Genomic DNA, 14538 nt, shown 5'->3' with positions numbered 1-14538 from the left:
CGCGGCCTCCGCTCCGGTGCCGGAGCGGAGGCCGGACCACGGGCGAGGCCCGGATACCGGAGCAGGGGGCGGGCCCGGCCTTCTCGGCCGGGCGCGCCCCCTGTCGGGTGGGGGGAACTGAAGGTCCAGGACCTCAGCAGCTCAGGTTCGAGCCGGGGGTGGTGCCGAGGATCTGAACGAACGCCTGGTAGCGGTCGATGCGGCTCTGGACCTGGGCGGGGTTGCCGCCGTTGCACTCCAGCGAACCGTTGATGGCCCAGATCGTCTGACCGAAGCCGGCGCCGTTGACGATGGCGTTGTGGGCGGTCATCGTGCCGGGACCGTTCTGCGTGTTCCAGTACCAGAGGCCGGTCTGCCAGGCCACCGACGCGTTCGTCTGGACCAGCGACGGGTTGTGCAGCAGGTCGATGCCGAGCGCGTCACCGGCCGCCTTGTAGTTGAAGTTCCAGCTGAGCTGGATCGGACCGCGTCCGTAGTACGCGGCCTGGCCCGCCGGGCAGCCGTAGGGCTGGTTGGCGTCGCAGTAGTGGGGGTAGTTGGCCGTGTTCTGCTCGACCACGTACACCAGGCCACCCGTCTCGTGGCTGACGTTGGCGAGGAACGCCGCCGCCTCCTGGCGCTTGACCGTGTCGCTGCCGGTCTTCGCGAAGGCCGGGTACGCCTTCAGCGCGTCGGTCAGGCCGGCGTACGTGTAGAAGGGGTTCCGGTTCGGGAACATCTGGTTGAACTGCGCCTCGCTGACGACGAAGCCCGAGGTGTTGCCGCCGCCACCGTTGTCACCGCCGCCGCCGTTGTCACCGCCGCCGGTGCCGCAGGCACCCTTGTCGGCCCAGACGTCGGACTTGCCCGGGGTCTCGTTCTGGGTCCACCACTTGGCCGACCAGTTGTGGCCGTTGTACGAAGCGGCGCCACCTCCGGTGTATACGGACGAAGCGCTCCAGGGGGTTGTGCAGGCCACCGCCGCGGACGCGAGAGTCGCGGGGAGGACGACGATCGTCGCCACGACCGCCCCGAGGGCGGCCAGCAGGCTGATGATTCGTCTGAACACGTGATCACTCCTTCGGCGCGGTACACCGCACGAGTCGGCACACCGCCATGGGGGGTGCCCCGTACTCAATCCGGATGGTCTGGACCTGTCAAGGTCTAGACCATCCTTCGGGAAATTACCGATGCCGGGGCACGTCACCTGGTAGTGACGATCACTACGCACCGAAACCGGCGCCAACAGCCCTTTCCTCGCCGAACGTTCCGACCCGGTGACGCGCGACCGCCGGCACCGACATTGGCGCGAATCCCTTCACCGCGTCCACGATGCGGACGGCACACCACTCGATCGGGTGCGGCCCGCACCCCACGACGGCCCGGCATAGTCCTCTGACACAGTCCCCAAGCGGAAGCACGGCCACCTTGTCAAGTTGTGATGATTTAGCCGTCGGCGGCAGACCGAACTTGTCAGAAAGGCGCAATTTTCGGCGCGGTTGGCCGATAAGGCGCTGGGAGTGAACGCGGGAAAGCGCTACCTTGCGCCATGCACCGACCCCGGGGGGGTTGGCGCCTGAAAAAGGAAACGGACCGCGCCCTCCACGAGTGGGCGCGGTCCGTTTCCGGCGCGGGTCGGTTCGAACCCGGTCCGACCTCAGGACTACCTGAACTGATCGGTGTCGCCAAGAGACTCCAGCAGGCGCCGGAGATCCCTCGCGAGCCGGTCCCGCTGAGCGGGGGTGAGACCGACGAGCAGCCGGCCCTGCGCCCCGACGTTGTCGATCTGCGCGTTGTCGATGAGCGCCAGGCCCTCGTCGGTGAGCGCGACGCTGAAGCTGCGCCCGTCCAGCTGGCTGCGGGTCCGGGTCACCAGCCCCCGCCCTTCGAGCCGGTCCAGCCGTTGCGTGATGGCACCCGAGGTGACCATCGACGCGCGCATGAGTTCGGCGGGTGTCAGCCGGTGGGGCGGAGGACTGCGCCGCAGTGTGGCCAGTACGTCGAAGGCCGCGGCGTCGAGCCCGTGCTCGTTGTAGGTGGTGCGCAGCTCGCCCTCGACGATCTGGGCGAGGCGCTTGATCCGGCCGATGACGGCCATGGGTGAGGCGTCCAGCGCCGGGGCTTGTTCCGCCCACTGCGCCAGTACGTGATCTACGTGGTCAGCCATGTGGTCACCTTAGTCGACTTCCTTAGCGTTGAGGTATCGCCTCGCCGAAAGTTGTCTCGATCATCATCCTTAGCGCTCAACTATTTACCTTAGCGTCGAGCATTGGCCTTGCCTTAGTCCTAAAACACCTCTACCGTGGTTGTCATGACCGAGGACAACGCCCCACTGACAGTGCCGCAGGCCATCCACGCTCGTCGCGCGGTCCGTCACTACCTACCGGACCGGATTCCGGCAGCCCAGCTCACCGAACTGCTGGAACTGACGCTGGAGGCACCCTCCAGCTTCAACATCCAGGCACGTTCCGTGGTCGTTGTCTCCGATCAGCGGGGCCGCTCCGGCCTCACCTGGGCCACCGGCGGCCAGCCGCATCCGGAGGAGGCTCCGGTGACGTTGGTGTTCGTCGGCTCCAGCAGGGCGTGGAGCGAGGATCTGAGCGACATCCACGGCCAGGCGGGACGCAACGGCGCGTGGAACGACCAGTACATCGCCGGATTCCCGCAGGCCACCCTGGATTTCTACGAGGATCAGGAGAAGCGCGGTCTGCTGCGTGAGTGCGCGATCAAGGACGCCATGATCGCCGCCACACACGCCATGATCGTCGCCGCCTCCATGGGTCTCGCCACCTCCCCGATGAACGGGTGGGACGAGGCCAAGGTCAAGCAGGTCATCGGCATCGAGGACCGCGACGACCTGCACATCGCGCTGCTGCTGCCGGTCGGCAAGCCCGCGGAGAACCGCAGGCACCCCGGCCGCCGGCCGCTCGGGCGCAACGCCTTCGACGGCACGTACGGCCACGGCTACACGCCCGAGCGCGCCTGACCTTCACCGGACCACCGGACCGCCGGACCGCTCGGGCCACCCCCGGGCCGTCCCCCGATCCGCCGCGCCATCCGCCCCACCCGATCCACCAGCCCCACCTGATCCGCGCAGGTACACACCCAGCACCGCCACGGGGGACTTCGTGCTGCCCCCACCCACCACGGACCAAAGGGAAACACCATGTCTGATGTGAAGAATCTGGTACAGGTCGCCGGGATCATCGACGCCGAGGAGGCGGCGATGCTCGTCGAGGAGGGCGTGGACTGGCTCGGCTTCCCCCTCCGCCTGCCGTCCGGCAAGGACGACATCACCGAGTCGGCGGCCACCCGCATCATCGGCGGACTCACGGCGCCGCAGGCAGGGGTCCTGATCAGCTACCTCACCGACGCCGACGAGATCAGCGCCTTCACCAGCCAGCTCGGGGTGAGAGCGGTGCAGCTCCACGGTGACGTGGAGCGGGTCCAGCTCGCCAAGCTCAAGGCGAACCGCCCCGACCTGTACGTCCTCAAGAGCCTGGTGGTCCGTGAGGACAACGCCGAGGAGCTGCTGAACCTCGTGGACGAGGTGGCCGACTCGGTGGACATGTTCATCACCGACACGTTCAACCCCGCGACCGGCGCCAAGGGTGCCACCGGCCTGACCCACGACTGGTCGGTCAGCGCGGAGCTGGTCCGCCGCTCGCCGAAGCCGCTGATGATGGCGGGCGGTCTGAACCCGGAGAACGTCGCCGCCGCGATCCGCGCCGTACGGCCCGCCGCGGTCGACGCGCACACCGGCCTGGAGGGCGCCGACCGCCGCAAGGACCGCGCGAAGGTCGCGAAGTTCGTCGCGGAGTCCCGCCTCGCCTTCGCCGAGATCGGCTGAGACACCACCCCGCCACCGGAACCGAGCCGAGCCCCGGTACCGGACCCGGGCCACGAGCCGCGAGCCACGAGCCCCGGCCCCCGTGCGCCCGGACCCGGTCCCCGTCCAACGACAGGCAGGTAGTCATGACCGTCGGCCACAACGTCCACTTACTCCCGCAGACGAACCAGCTGCGGGCCATGCACACCATCATCCGCGACCGCGAAGCTCCCCGCGCGGACTTCGTCTTCTACTCCCGGCGCATCATGCGCCTGCTGCTCGAAGCGGGCCTCGACCTCCTCCCGTTCGACAAGCACGAGGTCACCACCCCCGTCGGCGAGACCTACGACGGTCTGACGTTCGCCACGAAGCTGTGCGCCGTCCCCGTCATCCGGGCCGGCGAGTCGATGGAGGCGGAGCTGCGGGACATCCACCCCGGCATCCGGATCGGCAAGATCCTCATCCAGCGGGACAAGAAGACCAAGCTCCCGCACCTGTACTACTCGCACCTGCCGGACGACATCGCCGAGCGCCACGTACTCCTGCTGGAGCCGATGCTCGCGACCGGAGGCAGCGCTCTCACCGCGATCGGTGTCCTCCTCGACGCCGGCGTACGGGAGGAGAACATCGTGTTCGTCAACTTCCTCACCGCCCCCGAAGGCATACACACCGTCTGCCGCAAACACCCCAGGGTCAAGATCGTCACATCGGCGATCGAGGACCGTCTCAACGAGAACGCGTTCATGGTTCCCGGAATCGGCGACTTCGGCGACCGGTTCTTCGGCACAACGGATTCGGCAGTGCACCAGTGAAGTCCAACCGAGTCGCGACAGACTCCGCTCTCACCGCTCTCGCCCCGCTCATCTGGGGCTCCACCTACGTCGTCACCACCGAACTCCTGCCCCCCGACCGGCCGTTGCTGGCCTCGGTGGTCCGCGCCCTGCCCGCCGGCCTGGTGCTGATGGCAGTCGGCCGCACCCTGCCCCGCGGCATGTGGTGGTGGCGGGCGCTCGTCCTCGGCGTCCTGAACATCGGCGCCTTCTTCTACCTGCTGTTCGTCGCCGCCTACCACCTGCCGGGCGGGGTCGCGGCGCTGGTGATGTCCGTCCAGCCGATGATCGTGCTCTTCCTGTCGGCGCTGCTGCTGAAGGACAAGATCAAACCCGTCCACGTGGTGGCGAGCGTGTTCGGGGTCGTAGGTGTGGGGCTGCTCGTCCTGCGACCACAGGCCGAACTGGACGCCGTCGGCGTCGGAGCCGGTCTGCTGGGCGCGGTGAGCATGGCCTCCGGGATCGTGCTCACCAAGAAGTGGGGCAGACCGGAGGGCGTCGGCCTGCTGACCTTCACCGGCTGGCAGCTCACCGTCGGCGGGCTGGTCCTGCTGCCCGTGACCCTGATCGGCGAAGGACTGCCCGGCAGCGTCAACGGCCACAACCTCATCGGATTCGCCTATCTCGGCCTGATCGGCGCCCTGTTCGCCTACGCGATCTGGTTCCGCGGCGTGGAGCGGCTGCCCGCCCTCGCCGTCTCCTTCCTGAGCTTCGCCTCACCGCTGGCCGCGACCGTCCTCGGCTATCTCGTACTGGACCAGTCGCTGACCGCCCTCCAGTTCGTGGGTGCGGCGGCCGTGATCACCGCGGTGGTGCTCGCCCAGCCCCGGCAGAAGCGTCCGAAACCGGCCGAACCTCAGGCCGACTCCAGACAACCCGTACACACCTGAGTCACGTACCAAGTAGTGGGGGGATTCATGGAAACGCACACCTTCGGAAGACTGAGATCCAACGGCCTCCGTGACACCAGACTGCCCGGAATGCTCAGGCAGCAGGTCGCCACCCGGCCGGAAGCCGTGGCGGTCGTCCACAACGGCCGGGAGCTGAGCTACCGGCAGCTGGAGGCGGCGGCAGACGAACTCGGCGATCGGCTAGGCGAGTTAGGGGCCGGGGCGGACACCCCGGTGGGCCTCTACGTCGAACCGTCACTGGAACTGATGGTGGGGGCCTGGGGCATTCTCGCCTCGGGGGGCGCCTATCTGCCGCTCTCTCCGGAGTACCCGCAGGACCGCCTCCGCTACATGCTGGAGAACTCCGGCACCCGGATCGTGGTGACCCAGGAACACCTGGCCGACCGCGCCCGGGAGCTGTCGGCCACGGGCGTCACCGTCGTCGTGATCGGCGACAAGGACCCCGTGGCCGACAGCGGCCCCCGGCCGTCGGCCACCGCCGGCCCGGACCTCGGCTCGGACACCCTGGCGTACGTCATCTACACCTCGGGCTCCACCGGCCGCCCCAAGGGGGTGATGATCGAACACCGCAGCATCGTCTCGCAGTTGCGCTGGATGCAGGACTGCGGGCACCTCGGGCCTGACACCACCGTGCTCCAGAAGACCCCGATGAGCTTCGACGCCGCCCAGTGGGAAATCCTCGCCCCCGCGGCCGGCGGCCGGGTCGTGATGGGCCCCAGCGGGGTCTACCGGGACCCCGAGGCGCTGATCGAGACCATCGCTAAGAACGACGTCACGACGCTCCAGTGCGTCCCCACCCTCCTACAGGCGTTGCTGGACACCGAATCGCTCCCCGCCTGCACCTCGCTCAAGCGGGTCTTCGCCGGAGGCGAGGCCCTCAGCTCCACGCTGGCCCGCACCTTCGCCGAGGAGATGCCGCACACCTCGCTCGTCAACCTGTACGGGCCGACCGAGTGCACCATCAACACCACGGCCCACCTCGTCGACCCGCACGACCTCGCCGGGAACGAGGCGGCCTCGATCGTCTCCATCGGCGTCCCGGTCGACAACACCACCTGCTTCATCCTCGACAAGAACCTCCAGCCGGTGGACATCGCCGAGAAGGGCGAACTCTACGTCGGCGGCATACAGGTGGCCCGCGGCTATCTGAACCTGCCGGACCAGACCAGGGAACGCTTCGTCACCAACCCCTTCATGCCGTGCGAACGGCTGTACCGGACGGGTGACCTGGCCTACTGGAACTCCGACGGGACGATCCAGTTCTGCGGACGCGCCGACTCCCAGATCAAACTGCGCGGCTACCGCGTGGAGCTGGAGGAGATCGCCTCCGCGATCGAGGAGCACACCTGGGTCAAGCGGGCCGCCGCCGTCGTCACCGACGACCCCCGCACCGGCTTCCAGAACCTGGTGGCGTGCGTCGAGCTGAACCCCAGGGAAGCCGCCCTGATGGACCAGGGCAACCACGGCTCGCACCACCAGTCGAAGACCAACAAGCTCCAGGTCAAGGCCCAGCTGTCCAACGCGGGTGTACGGGACCCCGAGGAACTGGCGGGCCGGCCCGCCGTCCCGCTGCCCGGCGCCGAGGAGACCCCCGCCCAGCGCCGCGAGGTCTTCGCCCGGAAGACGTACCGCTTCTACGAGGGCGGCAGCGTCTCCCACGCCGACCTGCGAGAGCTGCTGAGCCCCCGGACGACCCCCGCCTACTCCCGCGGCACCGACCGCCTCACGCAGGCCGAACTCGGCACGATCCTCAGGTGGTTCGGGCCGTTCCACAGCGAGGAACGGCTGCTGCCGAAGTACTCCTACGCCTCACCGGGAGCGCTGTACGCCACCCAGATGTACCTGGAGACCGGAGGCGTGGCCGGACTCGACCCGGGCGTCTACTACTTCCACCCCCTGGACCACACGCTGGTCCGGATCGCCGACGCGCGATGTCCTGCCCCCGAGGGCCTTGAGGTGCACTTCGTCGGCAAGAAGCGGGCGATCGAACCGGTCTACAGGACCAACATCCAGGAAGTGCTGGAGTTCGAGACCGGCCACATGCTCGGTGTGTTCGAGGAGGTGCTGCCCGAGTACGGGCTGGCGATCCACCCCGCCGGATTCGACCCGTCGGCGCGGGGCCTCCTGGACGTGGCCGAGGAGGACTACTACCTCGGGACGTTCGAGATACGCGCCAACGACGGCCGCCCGGCCGCCGACCCGGTCGAGATCTTCCTCCAGACCCACCCGGGCGGGGTGGCCGGACTGCCCACGGGCACCTACCGCCACCGCGGCGGTGACTTCGAGCGGATCTCGGACCGCACGGTCCTGAAGAAGCACGTGATCGCGATCAACCAGGGCGTGTACGAGTCCGCCCCCATCGGGATCACCGCCGTCAGCAGGGAACCCGAGGACTGGCTCTCGTACATCGTCCTCGGCCGGAAGCTGCACCATCTGCAACGCAACGGGCTGAGGATGGGCTTCATGTCCTCGGGCTACTCCTCGAAGACCGGGCACCCGCTGCCCGCCGCGCTGCGCGCCGACGACATCCTCGCCGAGGCCGGCATCGGTTCCGGCCCCTCCTACTTCTTCCTCGGTGGGAAGGTCAGCGACGAACAGCTGCGCTCCACCGGGATGCGCGAGGACTCGGTGCACATGCGCGGACCGACGGAGATGATCCGGGACGACCTGGCGCGGCTGCTGCCCGACTACATGATCCCGAACCGGCTGCTGATCCTCGACGAACTCCCGCTGACCGCCAACGGAAAGATCGACTGCAAGGCGCTCGCCGCCTCGGACGTGGTCAACGACGCCTCCGGCAGTACGGTCCACGTCGCTCCCCGCACCCCGGTGGAACGCTGGCTGGCCGCGGAGTGGGGCAAGGCGCTGAAGTACGCGGACGTGTCGGTCGAGGACAACTTCTTCGCCTCCGGCGGCAACTCCCTCGTGGCGGTGGTGCTCACGCACCGGATCAACCGGGAGTTCGGCATCTCGCTGCCCCTCCAGATCCTCTTCGAACACCCCAGGCTGGCCGACCTCGCGGCGCGGATCGAGGACGACAGCCCCGAACCCTCCTCACGGCTGATCCCCCTCCACGAGAGGAGCGGCACGGCGGCGCCCGTGTTCTGCTGGCCCGGCCTCGGCGGCTATCCGATGAACCTGCGGCTGCTCGCCCGGGAGTCGGACGTGCCGGGCACCTTCTACGGGATACAGACGGCCGGGATCAACGCGGGCGAAGTGCCCTACGGCACCATCGGCGAGATGGCGGCGGCCGACATCGCGGAGATCCGCCGGGTGCAGCCCGAAGGGCCGTACACCCTCTGGGGCTACTCCTTCGGCGCCCGGGTGGCCTTCGAGACCGCGTGGCAGCTGGAGCGGGCCGGGCAGCGGGTCGAGCACCTGATGCTGCTGTGCCCCGGCAACCCGAAGGTGCGGCAGGCGAACGGACGGCGGTACGGGCGTGAGGCGTCGTACCGCAACCCCGGATACGTGAGCGTCCTGTTCTCCGTGTTCGCCGGGACGATCAGCGGACCCGCGCTGGACGCCTGCCTGCTGGCCACCCGCGACGAGGACAGCTTCGTGTCCTTCGTCCACGCCGCGTTCCCGGCGCTCGACGAGGGGATGGTGCGGCGCATCACCCGCATCGTCGGCGCGACCTACGAGTTCGACTACTCCTTCGACGAGCTGGTCGAGCGCCGGCTGGACGCCCCCGTGACGATCCTCAAGGCGTCCGGTGACGACTACTCGTTCATCGAGGAGCACTCCGGCTATTCGGCCACCCCGCCCACCGTGCTCGACCTGAAGAGCGACCACTACCAGGTCCTCCGGGACCACGGCATCACCGAACTGGTGTCGGCCATCCGCTCCCGCACCACCTGAGCGCACCATCACGCACCACCGGCGGCGCCTCTCCCGGCCCCCTCAACGGCCGGGACGGGAGGAGCGCCCCCGTAACAACCTGATCCGCCCGCCCGATCCGAAGGAGCGCAGCCGTGCCCCATGTCCACATCCAGCACTATCCCCGGAACTTCACCGAGGAGCAGCGCCGGGCCGTCGACGCGGCGATCACCCGGGCGGTCATGACGGCCTTCGAGACCGGCGAGGAGACCATCTCGATCGCGCTGGAGCCGATCGAGCCGGACGACTGGACCGCCCGCGTCCTCGACCGGATCGAGGCGCGCGAGGACCTGCTCCTCAAAGCCCCCGCCTACTGGAAGCGAAAGTGAGAGATCCCATGCGCGCATACGACGGCGTCCCGATCGTCTTCGGTCCCGAGGTCCGCTCCACCCTCGACGAGGGCGGACCGGTGGTGGCGCTGGAGAGCAACGTCATCACGCACGGCCTGCCGTACCCGGACAACGCGGCCACCGCCCGGAAGGTGGAGGACGCCGTCCGGGCGGGCGGGGCGGTCCCGGCCACGATCTGCGTGCGGGACGGCGCGATCCACGTGGGGATGTCGGACGAGGAGATCGAGCGGTTCGCGTCCACACCGGGCATCCCCAAGGTCTCCAGCCGGGACCTGCCGGTGGTGCTGGCGAACGGCGGGCTCGGCGCCACGACCGTGGCCTCCTCGGTGGTCGCCGCCGAACTGGCGGGCATCCCCTTCTTCTCGTCGGCCGGGATCGGCGGGGTGCACCGGGGGGCGCAGGAGACGTTCGACATCTCCTCGGACCTCGTCCAGTTCACCCGGTCCAAGGTCGCCGTCGTCTGCGCGGGCGCCAAGATGATCCTGGACCTGGGGCTGACCCTGGAGTACCTGGAGACGCAGTGCGTCCCGGTGGTCGCCCACCGGTCCGACGACTTCCCCGCCTTCTACTGCCGCACCAGCGGCCACCGCGCCCCGCACCGGATGGACGACGAGACGGCCATCGCCCGCGCCGTCGAGAACCACTGGGCACTGGGCAACCACAGCTCCTTCCTCATCACCACCCCGGTCAGGGAGGAGGACGCCATCGACTCCGTCGAGGTGGACGCGGCCATCCGCGATGCCGTCTCCGCCGCCGGCCGGGACGGGGTGTCGGGCCAGAGCCTGACGAAGTACCTCATGCGCGCCGTCGACGCGGCCACCGACGGGCGGTCGGCCAGGGCGAACATGGCGGTCCTCGCCACCTGCGCCGAGACCGCGGGCCGGCTGGCCGCCGCGCACAGCCGTCATCTGGCGGAGCGGGACGCCGGTGCCGCTCACGGCACCGGCTGACGCCCGGCCGGTTCCGGACCCCGGCCCCCTTCTCACCCGGGCGACTTCAGCGCCTCTCAGCACCTTCAGCGCCTCTCACCACCTTTCAGCGGCTCAGCTCTCGTACACAGGAGAAGACACCATGTCCTCGAACCTCTTCGAACCGGTCACCCTCGGCAAGCTGGCCCTCAGCAACCGCATGGTCATGGCCCCCATGACCCGTAACCGCGCCACCCCCGACGGCCAGGCCACCGAACTCATGGCCACCTACTACGGTCAGCGCGCCGCCGCCGGGCTGATCATCACCGAGGGCATCCAGCCCAACGCCGTCGGCCAGGGCTTCCTCCAGACACCGGGCCTGCACACCGAGGAGCAGGTCGCCTCCTGGGTCCCCGTCACCGAGGCCGTGCACCGCGGCGGCGGCCGGATCGTGGCCCAGCTGATGCACTCCGGGCGCATCGGCCACCCGTCCCTCTACCCCAGCGCGCACCGGTCGGTCGCCCCCTCCGCCATCGCCGCCGCCGGTCAGTGCTTCGGCCCCGAGGGCCCGTTGGACTACCCGGTCCCGCACGAGCTGACCGTCGAGGAGATCGCGCGGACCGTGGACGACATCGCGACCGCGTCCCAGCGCGCCGTCGACGCCGGTTTCGACGGGGTGGAGCTGCACGCGGGCAACGGTTTCCTGCTGCACCAGTTCCTGTCGGCCAACACCAACCACCGCACCGACGCGTACGGCGGTGACATCGCGGCCCGTATCCGCTTCACCGTCGAGGTCGCGGAGGCCGCGGCCGAGCGCGTCGGGGCGGACCGGGTCGGGATGCGCGTCTCGCCCGCGAACCCGTACAACGACATCGCCGAGCACGACACGGCCGAGCTGTACGCGGCCCTGGTCGAGGCGCTGCCCCCGCTGGCGTTCCTGCACGTCATGGAGTCCGCGAACCGGCCGCAGACGCTGGCGGTGCGCGGACTGTGGCAGGGCAAGCTGATCCTCAACCCGCACCCCACCGCCGACTCGGGCCCGGTCAGCCCGGAGACGGCCGCCGACACCCTGGAGTCGGGCGCCGCCGACGCGGTGTGCATGGGCGCCCTCTTCCTGGCCAACCCGGACCTGCCGGACCGCATCAAGGCCGGAGGCCCGTACAACTCCGTCGACGAGAGCGCCCTGTACGGGGGCGACCACCGCGGATACACCGACTACCCGACCCTGCGCGGGACGGACGCCGCGTGAGCGGCGGCAGAGAGCTGCTGCTGTTCTCCGGCCGGGCGCACCCCGCGCTGGCCGAGGGCATCGCGGCCGAGCTGGGCACGACGCTGGTCCCGACGAAGGCGATCGACTTCGCCAACGGCGAGATCTACATCCGCTACCACCAGTCCGTGCGGGGCGCGGACTGCTTCGTGATCCAGAGCCACACGGCCCCGGTCAACAAGTCGATCATGGAGCAGTTGATCATGATCGACGCGTTGAAGCGGGCGTCCGCCCGGAGCATCACCGTCATCGTCCCGTTCTACGGCTACGCCCGTCAGGACCGTAAGCACAGCGGCCGGGAACCCATCTCGGCCCGGCTGATGGCCGATCTGCTGACGACCGCGGGCGCGGACCGGATTCTGACCATCGATCTGCACGCCGACCAGATCCAGGGTTTCTTCGACGGCCCGGTCGACCACCTGTCCGCGATGCCGGTGCTCGCCGACCACGTCGGTTCGGTGGTGGACCGGAGCAGGCTGACGGTGGTCTCCCCGGACGCGGGCCGGGTCAGGGTGGCGGACAGCTGGTGCGACCGGCTGGACGCCCCGCTGGCCATCGTGCACAAGCGGCGGGACAAGGACGTCGCGCACCAGGTCACGGCGCACGAGGTCGTGGGAGAGGTTCAGGGCAGGGTGTGCGTCCTGGTCGACGACATGATCGACACCGGGGGCACGATCTGCGCGGCGGCGGACGCGCTGTTCGCCCATGGCGCGGAGGAGGTGATCGTCGCGGCCACGCACGGGGTGCTGTCGGGGCCGGCGGCGGCGCGCCTGGAGCAGTCGAAGGTGGGCGAGTTCGTCTTCACTGACACCCTGCCGGTGCCGGGCGGCCTCTCGCTGGACAAGGTGACGGTCCTGTCCGTCGCGCCGCTGATCGCGAGCGCGGTGCGGGAGGTGTTCGGGAACGGGTCGGTGACCCGCCTCCTGGCGGGGCGGTAGCGGGACCCGGAACGCGTACGGGCCGGGTCGGGCCGGAGTGTTCCGGCCCGGCCTTCACGCATGCGCGAGGCCGGAACGGAAGTGTTCCGGCCCGGCCGTACACACGCGTGAAGGCCGGAACGGAGCGCTCCGTTCCGGCCTTCACGCGTGCGCGGCGTGCGAATCCCCGAAACCGGGGCCCCTCCTCCGTCTCAGAGGAAGGAGTTGATCTCGATCGTCTCGGTCCGGCCGGGGCCGACCCCGATCGCGGAGATCGGTGCGCCGGACATCTCCTCCAGCGCCTTCACGTACGCCTGCGCGTTCTTCGGCAGGTCGCCGAACGTCTTCGCCTTCGTGATGTCCTCGGTCCAGCCGGGCAGCATCTCGTAGATCGGCTTGGCGTGGTGGAAGTCGCTCTGGCTGTACGGGAGTTCATCGACCCGCTTGCCGTCGACCTCGTACGCCACACAGACCGGGATCTGCTCCCAGCCGGTCAGCACGTCCAGCTTCGTGAGGAAGAAGTCCGTGAGGCCGTTGACCCGGGTCGCGTACCGCGCGATCACCGCGTCGAACCAGCCACAGCGGCGGTCGCGGCCCGTCGTGACCCCGTATTCACGGCCGATGCTGCGCAGGGCCTCGCCGTCCTTGTCGAACAGCTCCGTCGGGAACGGTCCGGCGCCGACGCGCGTGGTGTAGGCCTTGAGGATGCCGATGACCCGGCTGATCTTCGTCGGCCCCACACCGGACCCGGTGCAGGCGCCGCCCGCGGTCGGGTTCGACGAGGTGACGAAGGGATACGTACCGTGGTCGACGTCCAGCAGCGTGCCCTGTCCGCCCTCCATCAGGACGACCTTGCCGTCGTCGATGGCGTTGTTCAGGATCAGCGTCGTGTCGGCGACGTACGGCTTGATCTGCTCCGCGTAGGTGAGCAGTTCCTCGACGATCCTGCCGGAATCGATCGCGCGCCGGTTGTAGAGCTTGGCGAGGATCTGGTTCTTGAAGTCGAGCGCCGCGTCGACCTTCTGGATCAGGATCGACTCGTCGTAGAGGTCCTGGACCCGGATGCCCACGCGGTTGATCTTGTCCGCGTAGGTCGGGCCGATCCCGCGACCGGTGGTGCCGATCTTGCGGGAGCCGAGGAACCGTTCCGTCACCTTGTCGACCGTGGTGTGGTACGGGGTGATCAGATGAGCGTTGCCGCTGAGCAGAAGCTTGGACGTGTCGACGCCCCGCTCGTTCAGACCGCTCAGCTCGGAGAGCAGGACCGCCGGGTCGACCACGACACCGTTTCCGATGACCGGGGTACACCCCGGCGACAGGATTCCGGAGGGGAGGAGATGCAGTGCGTACTTCTGGTCACCTACGACCACCGTGTGGCCGGCGTTGTTGCCGCCTTGGTATCGCACCACATAGTCCACGGAACCACCGAGGAGGTCGGTGGCCTTTCCCTTGCCCTCGTCACCCCACTGAGCACCGAGCAGCACAAGTGCGGGCACAGGCGTACACCCCTTCCGGGCGGGGCATGTCCAAGGTCAGGGGGCGTACGTAAACGCCGTACACGCGGTACGTCGATGTACGACGAAGCCTGAGCCGTCGAACCGGGTGCCCCGGAATAGACGAAGCCCCTGGCGCAATAGCGAAAGGGGCTCTTGCACCAAGATGCTACCCGAG

General features: G+C 69.0%; 12 protein-coding genes. 9 read left to right on the top strand and 3 right to left on the bottom strand.

Features of this window, described 5'->3' with window-relative positions; genetic code table 11:
- Positions 1-133 precede the first annotated feature (133 nt).
- A complete protein-coding gene (locus PZB75_RS16850) occupies positions 134-1048 on the bottom strand; it encodes a glycoside hydrolase family 19 protein (protein WP_275536125.1) in 915 nt (304 codons plus the stop codon).
- 594 nt (positions 1049-1642) lie between these two features.
- On the bottom strand, positions 1643-2146 hold the full coding sequence (locus tag PZB75_RS16845; RefSeq protein WP_275536124.1) for a MarR family transcriptional regulator: 504 nt from the start codon (positions 2144-2146) through the stop codon (positions 1643-1645).
- A 144-nt stretch (positions 2147-2290) separates the two neighbouring features.
- Here PZB75_RS16845 and PZB75_RS16840 point away from each other — a divergent pair, with 144 nt between their 5' ends.
- The 9 genes from PZB75_RS16840 to PZB75_RS16800 all read left to right on the top strand — a co-directional run bounded on the left by PZB75_RS16840 (position 2291) and on the right by PZB75_RS16800 (position 12888).
- The gene (locus PZB75_RS16840; protein WP_275536123.1) at positions 2291-2965 is read left to right on the top strand and encodes a nitroreductase family protein; all 675 of its coding nucleotides are present in this window, start codon (positions 2291-2293) and stop codon (positions 2963-2965) included.
- Between the two features lie 180 nt (positions 2966-3145).
- The gene (locus PZB75_RS16835; protein WP_275536122.1) at positions 3146-3829 is read left to right on the top strand and encodes a phosphoribosylanthranilate isomerase; all 684 of its coding nucleotides are present in this window, start codon (positions 3146-3148) and stop codon (positions 3827-3829) included.
- Positions 3830-3954: 125 nt separating this feature from the next.
- Positions 3955-4620 (top strand): uracil phosphoribosyltransferase, encoded by a 666-nt coding sequence (upp, locus tag PZB75_RS16830; RefSeq protein ID WP_275536121.1) that lies wholly within the window; start codon positions 3955-3957, stop codon positions 4618-4620.
- Entirely contained in the window at positions 4617-5528 is a 912-nt protein-coding gene (locus tag PZB75_RS16825; protein WP_275536120.1) for an EamA family transporter, read from the top strand. Before upp ends, PZB75_RS16825 begins: the two co-directional genes overlap by 4 nt.
- A gap of 90 nt (positions 5529-5618) precedes the next feature.
- Positions 5619-9407 carry an amino acid adenylation domain-containing protein gene (locus PZB75_RS16820; protein ID WP_275536119.1) on the top strand — a complete coding sequence of 1263 codons (3789 nt, stop codon included), beginning with the start codon at positions 5619-5621 and terminating at the stop codon, positions 9405-9407.
- 113 nt (positions 9408-9520) lie between these two features.
- Positions 9521-9754, top strand: a complete 234-nt coding sequence (locus PZB75_RS16815; protein WP_275536118.1) for a tautomerase family protein — start codon at positions 9521-9523, stop codon at positions 9752-9754.
- Positions 9755-9762: 8 nt separating this feature from the next.
- A complete protein-coding gene (locus tag PZB75_RS16810; RefSeq protein ID WP_275536117.1) occupies positions 9763-10725 on the top strand; it encodes a pseudouridine-5'-phosphate glycosidase in 963 nt (320 codons plus the stop codon).
- A gap of 121 nt (positions 10726-10846) precedes the next feature.
- The gene (locus PZB75_RS16805) at positions 10847-11932 is read left to right on the top strand and encodes an alkene reductase (protein WP_275536116.1); all 1086 of its coding nucleotides are present in this window, start codon (positions 10847-10849) and stop codon (positions 11930-11932) included.
- The gene (locus PZB75_RS16800) at positions 11890-12888 is read left to right on the top strand and encodes a ribose-phosphate diphosphokinase (protein ID WP_275538739.1); all 999 of its coding nucleotides are present in this window, start codon (positions 11890-11892) and stop codon (positions 12886-12888) included. The genes PZB75_RS16805 and PZB75_RS16800 overlap by 43 nt, the downstream gene beginning before the upstream one ends.
- A gap of 191 nt (positions 12889-13079) precedes the next feature.
- Here the strand turns inward: PZB75_RS16800 and PZB75_RS16795 are convergent, their stop codons facing one another.
- Positions 13080-14363 (bottom strand): adenylosuccinate synthase, encoded by a 1284-nt coding sequence (locus PZB75_RS16795; RefSeq protein WP_275536115.1) that lies wholly within the window; start codon positions 14361-14363, stop codon positions 13080-13082.
- Between the last annotated feature and the right edge of the window lie 175 nt (positions 14364-14538).

Origin of the sequence: Streptomyces sp. AM 4-1-1 (assembly GCF_029167625.1) — a bacterium.
In the GTDB taxonomy this organism is placed as follows: domain Bacteria; phylum Actinomycetota; class Actinomycetes; order Streptomycetales; family Streptomycetaceae; genus Streptomyces.
This window is presented reverse-complemented; position numbering and strand designations above follow the sequence as displayed.